Origin of the sequence: Blastopirellula sediminis, assembly GCF_020966755.1 — a bacterium.
Taxonomy (GTDB): Bacteria; Planctomycetota; Planctomycetia; order Pirellulales; family Pirellulaceae; genus Blastopirellula; species Blastopirellula sediminis.
Map to the genome: position 1 here is coordinate 954,670 of NZ_JAJKFT010000010.1, position 16,037 is coordinate 970,706.

12 protein-coding genes are annotated in these 16,037 nt (G+C 59.7%); 7 read left to right on the plus strand and 5 right to left on the minus strand.

The features are described 5' to 3' along the window. Positions 1-27 precede the first annotated feature (27 nt). Complete coding sequence (locus LOC68_RS15500) at positions 28-735, minus strand: N-acetylmuramoyl-L-alanine amidase (RefSeq protein ID WP_230220371.1); 708 nt, start codon at positions 733-735, stop codon at positions 28-30. A gap of 205 nt (positions 736-940) precedes the next feature. On the opposite strand from LOC68_RS15500, the gene LOC68_RS15505 reads away from it, so the two are divergent. From LOC68_RS15505 to LOC68_RS15515, 3 genes are all read left to right on the plus strand, one after another. Then, positions 941-1,978 (plus strand): zinc-dependent alcohol dehydrogenase, encoded by a 1,038-nt coding sequence (locus LOC68_RS15505; protein ID WP_230220373.1) that lies wholly within the window; start codon positions 941-943, stop codon positions 1,976-1,978. Between the two features lie 154 nt (positions 1,979-2,132). Continuing rightward, positions 2,133-4,232: an arylsulfatase gene (locus tag LOC68_RS15510; RefSeq protein ID WP_315858795.1), complete on the plus strand. Its 2,100-nt coding sequence runs from the start codon at positions 2,133-2,135 to the stop codon at positions 4,230-4,232. A 43-nt stretch (positions 4,233-4,275) separates the two neighbouring features. Beyond that, entirely contained in the window at positions 4,276-5,925 is a 1,650-nt protein-coding gene (locus LOC68_RS15515) for an arylsulfatase (RefSeq protein WP_230220375.1), read from the plus strand. A 73-nt stretch (positions 5,926-5,998) separates the two neighbouring features. Here the strand turns inward: LOC68_RS15515 and LOC68_RS15520 are convergent, their stop codons facing one another. Then, the gene (locus LOC68_RS15520; RefSeq protein ID WP_230220377.1) at positions 5,999-7,243 is read right to left on the minus strand and encodes a hypothetical protein; all 1,245 of its coding nucleotides are present in this window, start codon (positions 7,241-7,243) and stop codon (positions 5,999-6,001) included. A gap of 191 nt (positions 7,244-7,434) precedes the next feature. On the opposite strand from LOC68_RS15520, the gene LOC68_RS15525 reads away from it, so the two are divergent. Then, on the plus strand, positions 7,435-8,322 hold the full coding sequence (locus LOC68_RS15525; RefSeq protein ID WP_230220379.1) for a M28 family metallopeptidase: 888 nt from the start codon (positions 7,435-7,437) through the stop codon (positions 8,320-8,322). Positions 8,323-8,589: 267 nt separating this feature from the next. Further along, a complete protein-coding gene (locus LOC68_RS15530) occupies positions 8,590-9,678 on the plus strand; it encodes a hypothetical protein (RefSeq protein ID WP_230220381.1) in 1,089 nt (362 codons plus the stop codon). A 139-nt stretch (positions 9,679-9,817) separates the two neighbouring features. Here the strand turns inward: LOC68_RS15530 and LOC68_RS15535 are convergent, their stop codons facing one another. Beyond that, the gene (locus LOC68_RS15535; protein WP_230220383.1) at positions 9,818-11,308 is read right to left on the minus strand and encodes an MFS transporter; all 1,491 of its coding nucleotides are present in this window, start codon (positions 11,306-11,308) and stop codon (positions 9,818-9,820) included. A gap of 818 nt (positions 11,309-12,126) precedes the next feature. Between LOC68_RS15535 and LOC68_RS15540 the strand changes: the two genes are divergently transcribed. Together LOC68_RS15540 and LOC68_RS15545 are read left to right on the plus strand one after the other, a co-directional pair. Further along, on the plus strand, positions 12,127-12,390 hold the full coding sequence (locus LOC68_RS15540) for a MafI family immunity protein (protein WP_230220385.1): 264 nt from the start codon (positions 12,127-12,129) through the stop codon (positions 12,388-12,390). Positions 12,391-12,417: 27 nt separating this feature from the next. After that, on the plus strand, positions 12,418-12,849 hold the full coding sequence (locus LOC68_RS15545) for a hypothetical protein (RefSeq protein WP_230220387.1): 432 nt from the start codon (positions 12,418-12,420) through the stop codon (positions 12,847-12,849). On the opposite strand, the gene LOC68_RS15550 is transcribed toward LOC68_RS15545, so the two are convergent. Together LOC68_RS15550 and LOC68_RS15555 are read right to left on the minus strand one after the other, a co-directional pair. Beyond that, positions 12,846-13,109 (minus strand): hypothetical protein, encoded by a 264-nt coding sequence (locus LOC68_RS15550; RefSeq protein ID WP_230220389.1) that lies wholly within the window; start codon positions 13,107-13,109, stop codon positions 12,846-12,848. The genes LOC68_RS15545 and LOC68_RS15550 overlap by 4 nt on opposite strands. Positions 13,110-13,707: 598 nt before the next feature. Beyond that, positions 13,708-15,306, minus strand: coding sequence for a hypothetical protein (locus LOC68_RS15555; RefSeq protein ID WP_230220391.1), 1,599 nt, complete (start codon positions 15,304-15,306; stop codon positions 13,708-13,710). Between the last annotated feature and the right edge of the window lie 731 nt (positions 15,307-16,037).

The following is a 16,037-nucleotide window of genomic DNA, read 5'->3' on the forward strand; positions in this document are numbered from 1 at the left end:
CGCGCTGCGGGCTACGAATGACGTGCGTTACGACGCACTCGTCGGTTCCGCTTCGGTAACCGGTCCGATGTGCTTTACGTTCTTCTCTTTGAGCCCCGCGCGGATCTTCTCCCAATCAAAACCTTCGCCTGGATCGTGCTTACGTCCTTTGGGCGTCGCGATGTCGCTGTGGCCGGTGATGTGGGTGATCGCGTATTGGTCGATGAGATAGTTCGAAAGCTTCACCAGCGTCGCGTACTGGGCGTCGGTGTACGGTTCCCAGTAGCGACCATCCGCTGATTGGATCGGTTCGGGACCTTGGTACTTCCGGCCGTCGTAGGTGACGAACTTGCCGTCGACCTTTCGTAGCGGGCCCCAGTTGCAGATTTCGATCCCGACGCTGAACGCGTTGACGCCGCTCTTGCCCGCCAAGACGCTTCGTCCCGCATGCCAGGCCGACTTGTCGAGCGGGACCATTTGCACGACCGTCCCATCGCGGCCAACCACGTAGTGAGACGAAACCTGGGCGTCCGGATTGCGGAACCAACCGACGGTGCTCGCCTGCGCGCCTCCGGCCGTGTAGTGCATGATGATCGCCGAAATCGCTTCTCCTTTGCGCTCGCTTTGGTGCGGGCTCGGGTTAAACGTCACCCAGTCAGGCTGCGCGAGCGCCTGCGGAGAGGCCGAATCTTCGGCCCAAACGAAAGCGGGAAACGCCGCGATCAGCAGCGCACAGCAGAAGAAATTGCGATTCATAGCAGGGAAGCCGATAGCGGAAAAAAGGGAAGAGAAGGGAAGCTCCTCTGATTTTACGTCCTTTCCCCCGCCATGCGAGCGAACCCCGGCAGTCGCGGGGGAAAGGAAAATTCTGACCCGCAAGGGGGTTACCTCTCATTGCGGCGGAGAGCGGAGCGCCTACGATGATCTAAGGGACTCCATTCCATTTTTAGGCAAGAAAATCATGAAAGCGATGTTGCTGTCGGAATACAAGCAGCTGGATGTTGTCGAGATCGAAGAGCCGAAAATCGGCCCGCACGACTTGCTGGTGCAAGTGAAGGCCTGCGGCATCTGCGGCAGCGACATCCATGGCTACGACGGCAGCACCGGTCGCCGCATTCCGCCGCTGGTCATGGGACATGAAGCGGCCGGCGTCGTCACCAAGGTCGGCTCCGACGTCACCGGCTTCGCCGTCGGCGATCCGATCACCTTCGACTCGACCGTCTCGTGCGGCGTTTGCTTCAACTGCCGCAAGGGACACATCAACCTTTGCGACAACCGGATGGTCCTGGGCGTCTCGTGCGACGAGTATCGCCGCTACGGCGCCTTCGCCGAGTACGTCTCCGTGCCGCAGCACATCTGCTACAAGCTGCCCCCCGGTTTGCCGTTTGAACATGCGGCGATGATCGAAGCGGTCTCGGTCGCCGTTCACGCCGCGAATCGCGCTCCGCTCATTCTGGGCGACACCGCGATCGTCGTCGGCAGCGGCATGATCGGTTTGCTCGTCGTGCAAGCGATCCGTCTCGCCGGCGCCGCCCAGGTGATTGCGATCGACTTGGATCAAGGACGTTTGGATCTGGCGAAGCAGCTGGGCGCTGACGTCGGTTTGAAAGCGGACGAAGTCGACGTCGTCGACGAAGTGAAGAAGCTGACCGGCGGTCGCGGCGCGGATGTCGCCGTCGAAGTGGTCGGCGCTACGCGGACGATTCAAACCGCGATCGACGCGACCCGCAAAGGGGGCTCGATCACGCTGGTCGGCAACTTGTCGCCGAAAGTCGAAATGCCGCTGCAAGCGATCGTCAGCCGCGAGCTTTCGGTCTACGGCAGCTGCGCCTCCAACGGCGAGTACCCGGCCTGCATCGATCTGCTGGAACGGGGCCTGATCAAGGTTGACCCGCTGATCACCGCCCGCATCTCGCTCGACGAAGGACCGGAATGGTTCAAACGCCTCTACGCCGGCGAACCCGGGGCGATGAAGGTGATCGTCGATCCGACGAAGTAACGGATCCCCCCCCACTCCGCAGAACCGCAATTTGCCTGCGAATCTTTACGCCGGCAAATTGCTTTCCCCGGAAGTGCGGCCCAAGAGAAAGGTCGAACCGCCGCGACCCGCTGGTTACGATAGAGAGAAACCTCGCCTAACCACGGAAAGAATCGTGTCACGCCTGATTCTGACGCTGCTTCTCGTTTCCTGCGCAACCGCGGCGCTGCCAGCCGCCGAAGCGAAGCGGCCGAACATTCTGATCATCCTGGCCGATGACCTCGGCTACTCCGATCTTGGCTGTTACGGCGGCGAGATCCCGACGCCCAATATCGACGCGCTCGCCAAGCGGGGCGTCCGCTTTACGCAGGTCTACAACTCGGCCCGCTGCTGTCCCAGTCGCGCGGCGCTGATGACTGGGCTCTATCCAACGCAAGCCGGCATCGGCGACTTCACCACCGCCCAGCCCAATCCCAGCCGCGGGCCCGGCTATCTCGGTCGCCTGCGGGACGATTGCGTCACGCTGGCCGAAGTCTTGAAGCCGGCCGGCTACGGTTGCTACTACGTCGGCAAGTGGCACCTCCACAACCAGACCGGCCCGATCCGCCGCGGCTTCGACGAGTTCTACGGCTACACGTTCGATCACTCGCACGATCAATACGACGCTGACTACTACGAGCGACTGCCGGCAGGCCGCCAAAAGGAAATCAATCCTCCCAAGGACGAGTTCTACGCAACCGACGTCTTCAACGACTACGCGCTGGAGTTCATCCGCCAGGGACAACAGAGCGACAAGCCGTGGTTCCTCTTCCTCGGCCACTCGTCTCCCCACTTTCCGATCCAAGCGCCGACCGAGCGGGTCGACAAGTACGAAGCGACTTACCAGCGCGGCTGGGACGTGCTGCGGGAAGAACGATTCGAACGGATGAAGGAGATCGGGCTGATCGACGGCGATCGTTGGCAGCTAACGCCGCGCTCGATCGTGCCGGTTGATCGCGACGACATCGCCAATGGTTACTCGGGGAAAGAAAACCCGGCGTGGGACGCGCTGCCGGCAGATCGCCGCGGCGATCTCGCGCGGCGGATGGCGGTCTTCGCCGCGATGGTCGAAGGGGTCGACGTCGGCGTCGGGCGAATCGTCAATCACCTCGAAGCGACCGGCGATCTCGACAACACGCTCATCATCTTCCTGACCGACAACGGCGCTTGCTACGAATGGGGACCTTTCGGCTTTGACGGCGTTTCTCGCGTCGGGACCAACACCCTGCGAACCGGCGAAGAGCTCCGCGAAATCGGTCAGCGCGGCACGCATCAAGCCTATGGCAGCGGCTGGGCGAATCTCGGCAATACGCCGTTTCGCTTGTACAAGCACTTCACGCACGAAGGTGGCATTAGCATGCCGCTGATCGCTCACTGGCCCGCCGGGATCGGTACGCCCGACGTTTGGGTCCGCCAACCGGGTCACATGATGGACATCCTGCCGACCCTGATGGAAGCGAGCGGCGCCACCTATCCGACCACCTTCGATAATCGCGCGATCACGCCGCTGGAAGGGACCAGTCTGCTGCCGGCGATGCGGGGCGAAGCGTTACCGCAGCGTCAGATCGGCTTCGATCATCAGGCGGCCCACGCGCTGCGCGACGGCGATTGGAAGATCGTCTGGTCGAAGCGGATGCCCCACAAGATTGAGTGGGAGCTTTACAACCTGGCCGAAGATCGCTGCGAAACGAATGACCTCGCCGCCCAAGAGCCGGAAAGACTGAAGTCGATGGTTGCCGCGTGGGAAGCGTGGGCCTGGCGCGTCGGCGTTCACTATGATCCGGCGAAAGCGGCTCTCTCCGGCGACTTCTCTCACGTCGATCGCAACTTCCCGATCGCCAAACGAAGCTGGACGATCGAAGCCGAAGTCGACGCCAAGTCGCCGTCTGGAGTCGTCGCCGCGCAAGGCGGCAATCGCCATGGCTATGCTCTGCACTTTGTCGACGGGAAGCCCGCTTTCGACGTGCGTGTCGGCGGTATCGTAACGCGGCTGATCTCCAAGCAACGATACTCCGGCCAGGTCCATCTGCGCGCGGGGCTCGACAAGAAGGTGATGATGCTGCAAATCAACGACGAGCCGCCGTTCAAAATCGCTTCGCCCGGCCTCATTCCCGCGCAGCCGTTCGACGAGCTGTCGCTCGGCCATGATGTGCTAACGGCGGCCGGCGACTACGAGGCTCCCAATCCGCTGCAAGGTTCCCTCCGCTCCTTCGCGATCAAACACGCGACTCCTTAAGCTCTTCCTCGCTGTTTCCTCCCTCACGCCGATCGGACCGATCATGAAAACGTTCGCCCTCTTGTCGCTGACGATCCTGATTACCTTCTGCAGCGCCGCCAGCGCCGCAGAACGTCCCAACATCATCCTGATCATGGTCGACGACATGGGCTTTTCCGATCTCGGCTATCACGGCAGTGAGATCGCGACTCCCAACATCGACGCGCTCGCCCAGGGAGGCGTTCGCTTTTCGCAGTTCTATAACAACGGCCGCTGCTGCCCGACCCGCGCGACCTTGATGACCGGGCTCTATCCGCATCAATCCGGGATCGGCCACATGACCGAATCGCCCGGCGAGTTGAACTATGGCGCCGGCAAGTCGCCTGCTTATCAAGGATTTTTGAATCACAACTGCGTCACGATCGCCGAAGCGCTGCAGGGCGCCGGGTACGCGACGCTGATGTCGGGCAAATGGCACCTTGGCGAAAATGAGGAGAGCCGTTGGCCGCTGCAGCGCGGTTACGACAAGTACTTCGGCTGTCTCTCTGGGGCGACGCTCCACTTTTATCCCGGCGGCGATCGCGGGATGTCGCTCGGTAACGAGGCGATCGAAACTCCAGAAAGCACCACCGACGAGCAGTTCTATACGACCGACGCGTTCACCGACTATGCGATCCGCTTTTTGAAAGAAGAGCAAGCGGGCGACAAGCGGCCGATGTTCCTCTACCTCGCTTACACGGCGCCTCACTGGCCGATTCAGGCCTTCGAAGACGACATCGCCAAGTACCGCGGTAAGTACAAGATTGGCTGGGACAAACTGCGCCAGCAGCGACTCGCCAAACAAAAGGAGCTGGGACTGGTCTCGGCTGATCTAGAGCTCTCCCCGCGTACGCCGAACATTCCGGCCTGGGAAACGCTCGACGCCGAGAAGCAGGACGAGATGGATCTGAAGATGGCGATCTACGCCGCGATGATTGATCGGATCGACCAGAACATCGGCAAGCTGATGAAGTACCTGAAAGAGTCCGGCATCGAAGACGACACCATGATCCTGTTCCTCTCCGACAACGGCGGTTGTCAGGAAGGGGGCGTCCTCGGCGGGGCCAACTTCCGCGATATCGAGAAACGGAATCACGAATACTTCCATGGCTACGGCGAAGCGTGGGCCAACGCCAGCAACACGCCGTTCCGGCTTTACAAGCACTTCAATCACGAAGGAGGAACGGCGACCCCGTTCTTCATTCATTGGTCCGCCAAGATCACGTCGCAAACAGATTGGTACGCGGAACCGGCGCAGCTGATCGACGTGATGCCGACGATCCTCGACGTCGCCGGCGCTACTTATCCGACCGAGTACGAAGGAAACCGAATCCATCCGCTCGACGGCATATCGCTTCGTCCGGCGCTGGAAGGGAAGTCGCTCGACCGGCAAAAGCCGATCTGCATCGAGCATGAAAACAACGCGTCGATTCGCTCCGGCGATTGGAAACTGGTCGGCCGTAACGTCGCGCGTCCGCGCGGCGTTCATCCCGAAAACTGGGAGCTCTACAACATCACCGCCGACCGCACCGAAACCAACAACCTGGCGGCCGAGAACCCCGAGAAGGTCCGCGAGCTGGCCAAGCAATGGAACGCCTGGTCGAAGCGGGTGCTGGTTTATCCCAAACTGGCCGACGACGCCCCGGCGAAAAAGCCGACCGCCAAAGCGAACTAGTTCACCGGATCCTGGCGCCATGCTCTTGCCGCGTCTTCGCGGGATGAGCATGTCTTCGCCCCGATAAAGCGAACTAGTTGTACCAAACGGCGAAGCTCATGAACTGACCGTTGAACGCACGGTTCACGCGGTTCCAAAATGCGTCGTCGCTGAGCGGTCCCTTTTCCAGAAACGGCGTCGCGCCGCTTCCTTGCCACCACATCACCGCGTCAAACGGCTGCGGCTCGAAGAACATCTTCTTCACGTTCACGCCGCGGCCGTCGGTAATGCGCGGGTGCCGCGCCAGTTTTTCCCCTTGCAGGATCGCTTCCAGCTCGTCGAGGAACTCTCGCCACGTCTTCAGCATCTCCGGCGAAGTTCGCCCGCGCGTCACCGGCGACGTCTGCTTCGGCCCTGGGATCCACTCACGATCGTTGTCATCTTCCGCTTCGATCGCATCCCACGTTCGCCGACTGAGGGCGATCACTTGCAGGAAGTGGGCGTGCGCGTCCTTCAGCTTCTCCGCATCTTTCACCGGAAAATTGATCAGGTGGATGAAGGCGACGAGATCGACAATATCGACGTCGCTGATCGGGAACGTCTTTTTCGCGTCGGCGAGATAGGCGTTCGGCGAGTCGATCTTCTGAAAGATGACGTAGCCAACCCGATCATGCAGCTCTTGCATGTCGTAGGCGAGCCAGGTTTCGGCCATCCCGCTCAGCAAATGGCAATAGCCGCGCAGCCAAAGACAATCGGCGTAGTCGAACGCGACGACCGTCTCGTACGGACGCTGGGCCTCCGGATTGCCAGGAACGTTTTCAATCATGCGCAAATGCATCGCGACGGCGCCCAGCGTTTCGATTTCGGTCGTCGTTCCATCGCCGTTGAGGTCCAGGCGAATCTGGAACAGGGGGAGCGGCAGCTTTACCCGCTTGTCGTCGACCTTCGCGAGCGTCTGCTCCGCCACGGCGAGATCGTCGACAAACTTTTGCAGGATGTTGCGGACGTCCTGATAGCTGGTCGCTTTCGGGTTGGGGTTCTCAGTCGCGACGATGCGGAGAAACGGGATCTGCCCTTGATAATCCCGTACCCCACATGCGTAAAACGACTGCGACATCGTTTCCACCGCCCCTACGAACTGCACTACCCCCAACCCAAATCGCTGCTGATCGTCCGACGGGTTTTGGTCCAAGTATTTTTCGAGCGCCGCTTGGCCGCCTTGCAGGTCGTAGCTGGTTAAAATCTTTTCCGCGCTGGGCACATCGGCGACCGACGCTTGCGTAAGAAACAACAATAAGAAACCAGCGCCGATCCAGAGCGCATTCTGCAAACGGGGCATGACTTTCTCCCAAGTCGAAGAGGAGGGGGGACGAAGAGCTTACCCGCAAAAGGGCGAACTTGTTTCTACTACGCGAAAAGGAACCGCCAAGAAGGTAAAAAAGAAAGAACTTCGCCGCCGCGGCGAATATCATGTTTGCAGATAATAATTCGCCAGCGACTGATTGACGTGCAATGCGACAGGACCATGACATGACGATCGACCCCAGCGCCATTCGCGAGCGCCTCGTCAAGCATGTCGATTGCCTGGCGTCGCTGATTGGGATCCGCACGCTCCATCATCCGACTGCGATCGAAGCGGCGATCGGCTACATCACGCAGCAATGGAGCGGCATGGGTTACGACGTCCGGCAGCAGACGTACGAAGCGGTCGACGGCTTTGGGACCAACTTGATTGTCGAAACCCGCGGCGCCAAACGCCCGGAGCAAATCATCCTGCTCGGCGCTCACTACGACTCGACTCCGTTCACCCCCGGCGCCGACGATAACGCGTCGGCCGTCGCGGTGATGCTCGAAGTAGCGCGGCTACTGAAAGAGCATGTGCCGCGGCGGACGATCCGTTATGTGGCGTTCGCCTGCGAAGAGGCGCCTTATTTCAACCTCGGCGCGATGGGAAGCCAGCATCATGCGCGCGAAGCGCGGCAAGCGCACGAGCGGATCCTCGGCATGCTCTGCTTGGAAATGGTCGGCTACTTTCGCGACGATCCGAACTCGCAAAAGATCCCCGCGACGATTCCCAGGATCTTTCATCCCCTGTTTCCCACCGTCGGCAACTTCCTGGCGGCGGTCGGCAACTTGAACAGTTGGAGTTTGAACTGGAAGTTCCGCCGCGGGTTCAAGCGCGGCTCCCAACTTCCCCTCTGGTCGCTTAACCTCCCCGAGCGCGTCCATGAGATCCGCCGCAGCGACAACAGCTCGTTCTGGGACCAAGGTTATCCGGCCCTGATGCTGACCGACACCAGCTTTCTGCGGAATCCGAACTATCACCAGATGAGCGACACGCCGGAGACGCTCGACTACGACCGGATGACCCAAGTCGCCCTCGGCGTCGCCGCCGCGGTGAAGCGTCTTGTCGGGTAGAGCAGGGAAGTGTCGCATCCAAAGATGCTGATTCGTCGCCCTGCTAGCACCGGCTTACGGCGGCATCATGCAACTTAGCGGGGTGCTGACGGAGCACATTGCGCACAGGAAATGTTTCGTTGATTTCACGTTGAATTGCCTTTCGCCTCTATCTAGACTTTGGGAGTACTTTCGAGGGGCAGCTCGGTGACCATTAAGCAGTATTTTTCGTGTCCTAAATGTGAGCGACCTTGTCGCTGGGAGCCTGAACTGGCGGGGCAGCGCGTCTTGTGTCGCCGCTGCCGTCAGAAGATCCGCGTCCCCAAAGTGCTGACGCCCGAGCTGGAAGTCCAACCAGAGACGCAAGTTTCGGCCGACGGCAAATGGACCGTCGACGCCAGCCATGCGGCGGCCGAAAAGCCGCACAGCCACCGCGATACCTGGACGCCGGCGATGTCCGACACGCCGTCCCAACCGATCGCACCTCGTAGCGCTGCTAGTCCCAGCGTGCCGCCGCCGGTCCACATGCCGGCGATGCCGCCGTCGCCCCTTCCGCCGGCGCCGCAATATCCGATGCCGACCGCTCCCTATCCTTCGCCAGGCCCCGGCCAATATCCGATGCCGAGCGGCGGTTACGTTCCGCCCCCTCCGTACATGCCGGCCGCTCCGACACCGCCGCCAATGCCGATGCCAGGCGGATACTATCCGCCCCCGCCGGGTCCGCCGGGCTATCCGCCTCCGCCCTCGTATCCGCCGCCAAACGGCTATGGTGCGCCGCCGGCGCCATCGTATGGTTACGCAGCGCCTCCCGCGCCAGCGCCGACAACTCCTGCGCCGCGCGTTGTCCCGGTACGTCGCGAAGCGAGCGGTTCCGGCGCTGGGAAATTTGCGTTCATCGTCATGATGGGACTCCTCGGCACGGTCGCCGCTCTGGTCGTCGCTTACAAATACGTAATCCCGTTCCAACAAGAACAAGCGCGGCTCAAGGCGCTCGAAGCGTCGCTGCAAGCGCCGGAGTTCGACTTCAACGCCGTCGAACCGACCAACGCGCCGTTAGCCGCCAGCGAAACGACGATCCCAGAATATCCCGAGCTGACCGCGCGTTATCCGGCCGAGTGGACGGAACTCTACAAACGCCGCACCGCCGCTGTGGAAGAGGGTCTCACAGGCACGATCCGCCGCTCCATCCTCGGCCTTCCGGCCCACGTCGCCGAGTCGAAGCGAATCCAAGGCCGCTGGTCCAAAGGAGACATCGCCGCCAGCTGGACGATCAACGGCTACGACGTCGAGATGGTCCTGCTCGGTCCCGACAAAAAGCTCGGCACGGCCGACGACTACAAGTTCCGCTTCAAGGTGTCGCGCAGCGACGCGAAGTAATCCGACGTAGGTTGGGTGCAGCGCAGCGAAACCCAACGATCGGCTTGCAAGCGGAAGGTGGGTTACGCAAGCGTTTCATGCCGAATGCGCAGATCAAGCTCTTTAGCGCTTGCTCCACCCACCCTACAGGAAGCGCAAACTACTTCCCAATCTCTTCCAAGTTCACCCCGGCCGTTTCAATCCGGGTCATCCACGTCACCACCGCGCCGATCAGCGATGCGGCGATCAAGATGTAGAGCAGCCAGCGGACGCCGATGTCGGCCAGCAGGATCGGAAAGAGAAACGCCGTCAGCACCGCGCCGATCTTGGCGAACGACGCTGCCAGCCCGGCGCCTTTGCCGCGGATGTGCGTCGGAAAAACTTCGCCGGCGATCAAATAGGTTTGCGCGTTCGGCCCCAGGTTCGTCATAAAGCTGAACGTCATGAAGCCTGCGAAGATCAAGTAGAGCCGCATCGGATCGGCCGCGCCGACCGACAGCGACGCCAGAAACAAGCCGACCGCACAGCCGATGAATCCAAAGATCTGCAGCTTGATCCGGCCGACTCGATCGGCCAACAGCGCCGCGCCGATAATCCCCACGATCAACAGCAAGTCGATCACCGCGGCGCCTTTGGCGGCGGTCATGTCGTTCAGCACGATGTCGGCCACCTTCGTCGCGTGCGCCTTTTCGGAACCGACCGCCGCGGCCAGAATCGTCGGCGTAAAGATCCCGATGCCATAGGTGCTCAAGTCTTGCAGAAACCAGGGAACCGACGTCAGAATCGTCGCGCGGCGGTTCTTGGCCGAGAAGAGTTCGGCGTAGCCCCCGCTGCACTTTGCTTCCTCTTCGATCTCGGCGAACTCGGCCTGCTCTTTGGCGGCGTCAAGCGCCACTTCCTTCGGATAGGCGGGTTCGCGCTTCAGCAGCCGCAGCGTTTCCCGCTCGGCGTCTTCGTACTTCCCTTGGGCGAACAGCCAATGGGCGCTCTCCGTAATCGTCAATCGCGCCAGCGTCACAATCACCGCCGGCACGATCGCGGTCGCATACATCCACCGCCAGGCGCCGATGCTCGGGTTCTCATACAAAATCAAAAAGCCGATCCCCGCGCCAACCAGCGCGCCGACCGCCTGAAAGCCGAAGGCGCCGAGCACAAACTTGCCGCGGGCATTGCTCGGCATGCATTCCGAAATCACCAGGTGAGCCGTCGGATAGTCGCACCCCAGCGCTACGCCCAGGCCAAACAAGCAGATCACCAGCACCAGAAAGTTCGGGCTCAGCGCGACCGCCACCAGAAACGCGGTGAAGATCGCCATCTCGAGGATGAAGATCGGCTTGCGGCCGTAACGATCGGCCAATCCGCCGAGCGCCGTCGCCCCGATTAAAATTCCAAACAGCGACGCGGCGCCAACCAGGCCATGTGCGGCTGGTCCCAATTGGAACTCTTGCGCCAGCAGCGGCAGCGCGACGCCGGTCATAAAGACGACCAGCCCTTCAAAGAATTTTCCCGCGGCGGCCAACCACCAGATCCGCCACTGCATCGGCGTCAGCGGAGCGCTCGCCGTCGCGGTCCCGTCCGACCAGATCGGCGCTTCGTCAATGTATTGCTGAACCGTCTTGCCGCTTCCCCCGGCCTCAGGCGACGTCGTCATCGTCTCGCTCCTCCGGCGATCCCGCTCAATCCTCGCTATCGCATATCGGGCCCAACCACCCCAGCCAGAACTTCCCGGCTGAACTATAGCACCCGACAAGCGCCACACAAGCGAAGCCCCCCAAACGTGAAGAAAGCTTCGCGAATTCCGCAAAAACAAGCCCACCGCGCGCAATACTAACCCGAGGCGCAAGCCGAGGGAATGCGGCCAGAGCAAGAACCCCGCCGCGCGCCATAGTAGCCCGAAGCGCAAGCGAGGGAAAAGCGGCCAAGAAGAAAGCGAAGAGCCAAAAACAGAAAGCGGCAAGAATAACCATCCGCTCACCAACCCGAGGCGCAAGCCGAGGGAATGCGGCCTGCCACCACAAACCAATGCAAACCTCCCGAACCAACACAACCGCACGCGCCTCTTCCCAACGACGCCCCGCAACCCCAAACGCCCGATGCGAAAGACCATCCCCTCCACCTACGATCCCGCGCTAACGTCGGACGACATCCGCGAGTTCAAACGCCTGCTGCGGCAAACGCCAGGCGTATCGCAAAAATTCAGGTCTGCCCGACGCATGGATGAGACGCACGCCGTTTTGTATACAGGGGTTTTCGCAGGTCGCGTGATTGAAATGGTGCGAGTCGACGGAGCGTGGCAGGTAGGGGAGATTGGCCGATGGCTTTCGTGAGAAGTCCCGTAGCATCTTAAGGCTGAGCGTCAAACTGCTGGGGCTCGGAACAGCCTACGTTACGAGGAGACATTGGAACGTACTTTTCGTAAGATCCTGAGGAACAATCGCCCGAACGATATAGCCATAGATCGAACCGAACATGACGCTCCCCGATCGAATCAAACGTGCCGGCAATCTGTTTATTGACCGAATCGATCCGCAGATCATCTTCGCGGCGGTTGAGTACGCTGACTTCAACGAATGCTGCCTTGCCGTTGAGATACTTTGCGAACAACTCTACGAATATAGCGTTCCCATCACCCTGGAAGAATTCGAGCAGCTTCGGCAACTGGCGACCGAGACGACGGCTGATCCGTCACTAATTGAGATGCTTCGTTCGCTGGTGCGATCGAATTCGACCTAGAGAGACCACAACGATCGATCCGCAGAAATGACCAACGACTTTCCCAAGCTATTGCTCGAATCAATCGCCGACGGGTCATGGAAGTCGCCGGGCGCCGAGTTGTTGAGGCGACTACTTGGAGAAGACCTTCCCGAAATAAAACTATTTGAAGACGTCGCCGTTATGCGGCGGATGCCTCTGGTACTGGATGCGGGCGGCTTCGTTGATGACCCCCAATTCTGTTTTGTTCGGGAAACAAGATCAACGCAGAAGGATCCCCGACTTCTCCTTGACGATGCTATTTTCATCGGCGGCTCGACCGCGCCTGGCGAGGACGTTCTGATCGCGATCGATACCGGCGTATTCGATCCCGATCCGGTCGTACTCGTCTTGGACTGGCGATGCGCAATTCCCAATCGCTGGACGCCGCGTTGTAGGTTAAGTGAGTTGATTGGCCAGCTGCGGCGGAACCAAACCTAACGAATCAAACCATCTGGCTTCTTCGACATCGGATCCACCTTACACCGCGGGCAGGAATAAAGCTCCGGCGATTGGTCATAGCACCAAACGCTGCCGATCCCCACGTATCCGGCCTTCGCCTGTTCTGGATCAACGTCGTCGTGGATCCCCAGAATCGGCCCCAACTCATTCTCTTTCGCCGCCGCGTCGAATATTGCTCCTGAGAGAAGGACGAGTCCGCAGCTGGGGCATCGCTCTGGGAATTCGGATTTCTCGGTCATGTACGCCTTTTCATTTTCGTCACCTCGGATCGGTCATGTAGCGAATCGGAGCATAGATCATCGCTCAACCCAATTCGGCGTTCTTAAGTGAATGAAAATAGGAAACGGCTTTCGGCTCGCCGTCCACCAGTCTTTCCAGGTAGCGATCGTCCTTTGCCCATTCGTCCGGGAGCAAGGAAACGTCCCCCACGTTTGAATAAGGAGACAACGTCAGACTCCAGCCTGAATCCAATGCCCCATCGATGAGTTCGAAGAATGAAGCGCAAAACGGAGTCGGGTATTCGTCGTTGATATCTTCGCAAATCAAATACCAAGGAACGCCCGCTCGAAAGCAAACTCCAAAGACTTGATAACATCGACCGACTACTAATCGAATTGATTCCGAGTGGACGTAATCTGCGACGTGCTCACGGATCTTCGCATCCCTCAGCGACGATACCCTGGTTACTACGCATTGGACGAGCATGCTTTATGACTCCTTGAATTCGCAGATGCGTAACCGACGTATAAAGTGCAGTCCCGTAGGCTGGGTCACGACCCAGCATCAAAAGGTCGAGCGTCAAGCTGCTGCGTCTCGACCCAGCCTACGCACTAGCTACTACATTCCGCCCGATTCGCTGGCGACAAAATCGGAGAGTTTCATCCGCTCGCTGACGCTGAAGTTTTCCGCGAACGATAAGACCTGGGCATCCTTGTCGATCACGAGAATCCCCTGAAACATCGGCAACGCGACGATGTCCTCCAGTAGGGTCATTTCTGGTTTCCCCGCGAGCTTGGCGATGCTCTTGGTTTTCTCCGGGTTAGATGCCGCCGAGAAAACAAGCATGTAGATAGCCATAAAAGGGATGGTGAGATCCACACATTCTTCGCAGGCAGGCGATATCTCCTTTAACTTCTCGCCAAGCAGCCTGGGGCTCGTGGTTAGCAAACCGGAAATCTCGCGAAACTTGGCGTTCCCCTCGAATCGTTCTCCCTCGGCAAATCGTTGCTCCGGCAATTGCACGCAGCCGAGTGGATCGGTCGACGCCGGCGTTACGTGAGTCTCTTCGCCCGGAAGCGGTTGCGACAAGATGCGTGTAAGACGACGAAACGAAGCGGCGGGAATGCGTTTCAATGGCGCTCCCTCCACTAGCGGAAGGCTCGCTAACTTTTCCAAGATCTCCAGCAGTTCCGGATTCACGCTCCATTCATCGTAGGTGCGAAAACCACATCGCGGCGGATCCTCATGCACGTCAAAGCGAACCAATAGTCTCGACGCGGGCCAGCCAAAGAGTTCAATCTTGACGAACGGCTCTCCGCTGCGCCATCCCCGTCGAGAACGGAGCAGTTTCAGTGCAGGCCCCGACCTTCTCGCCAAAAGGCGGTGATCAAATCCAAGTTCTCGGAGTCGTTCAATGAGCGGCTGTAATCGGCCAACTTCAGTGTTTTCCCACATCCAACCTTCGGGAACGATATTATCCCAACTGACGAAAAACTCTCCTTCGACCACCTTTCCCGCTTCAAAGAAGTCGGCCGCTTTACCCATTTTCAGGTGCGGCCAGTGGGCTCGCATCTCTGATGGCGCCTTCGCATCATCGACCCAACCACGAACCAGTTCAAGGATTCGCTCGATCTCCTGCGATGACAAGCGATCCGTAAACAGGGGCGTCTCTCCCCACAAGAATGTCATTTCGGCAATAGAGTTCCAAAACAGAACCTCGCAGCCACGCTCCTGTTTCTCAAATCGTACCGTATGCTCGTTCTCGAACTTCGCTTTTCTGCGAGTGATATGGGTCGCCAGTTCAAGTTGAGACTTCGCGAGTTGGTAGAGCCGCTCCGACCCAAGCTCGGCGGCGCCTGCAAACGGGGCCCGCTGGGCCAGCGTTTCTCGCGAAGCGCCAAGAATCCAGGCGGCGAGCCCCTCGGCGACATCGGCCTCGGACTCGGACTCGCCGACGATGACGATCTGATCGGCATCGAGAAAGGAGACCTGAAATTCGACGGTATCGGAGCGTGGCGAGTATTCCTCACTATAAAAGTGCTCGACCAGGCACGCGCGGTTACCATAAGCAACTCGCAATTCGCGTCGCATCACCGACGAATCGTCTCTTTCAATGACGAGACTCCGTTCGATGTCGCGCAACCGAGGCGCCAGCACCTCAACCAGGTGGCGCAGATGATCGCGGGAAACGCCATCCTCCAGGAAGTACTTCGCCAACACTGCACCTTAGCGCGAATGGGAAACCGGGACGCGGAAATGGGGACGTCTTATCCTATCCGACAAATTGCCCTAGGGCGTAGCATTGTAGGCTCGGTCAAGACCCAGCAACCTAAAGGCCGAGCGTCGATGTGCTGGGTCTAGACCCAGCCTACGCTACTCGCAAATCTGTTTGCCAAATTGCTCGACTTTTGGGAAAATCTGGTGGCAATGACGTCTAGCGCTTGATCACCGCTGGGGCGTCGGTTTTCTTTTCGCCTCGGCTTGGGACGAGGTTTTTCCGCGGCGGGTTTGCTTGGCCTAGCTGCTTGCTGGTTGGTTGTTGAACTGACTTTGGTGTTGTTATGCGCGCTGCGGCGGCGGGGCGTTTGCGCTCTCTGTGCGCGCTGTTGGCAGGAGACTTGGAAGGGAAGGGGAGTTCGAACCGGCAGGCGAAAAAAAATTGTCGCGGTCCAGTCCACTGTCGGTTTGGGTGCGAATCAATTGGGAGCGGTTCGGCGGCTCGTGAGCGCTAAAAAAAAGTTGCGCTGCGGTCCAGTCCAGTCCGTGTGAAAAAAGAATGCGTTGCGGTCCAGTCCACGATCGGAGATTCCGGCCGGATGGCGCGGCATCTTGTCGCTGCGCGACCTGCCCGGTTTGAGGCAAACCGGACGGGCCACCCTGGTTGGAAAAAAGATGACTTGCGGTCCAGTCCACTGTCCGCGTGAAAAAAAAAATGCGCAGCGGTCCAG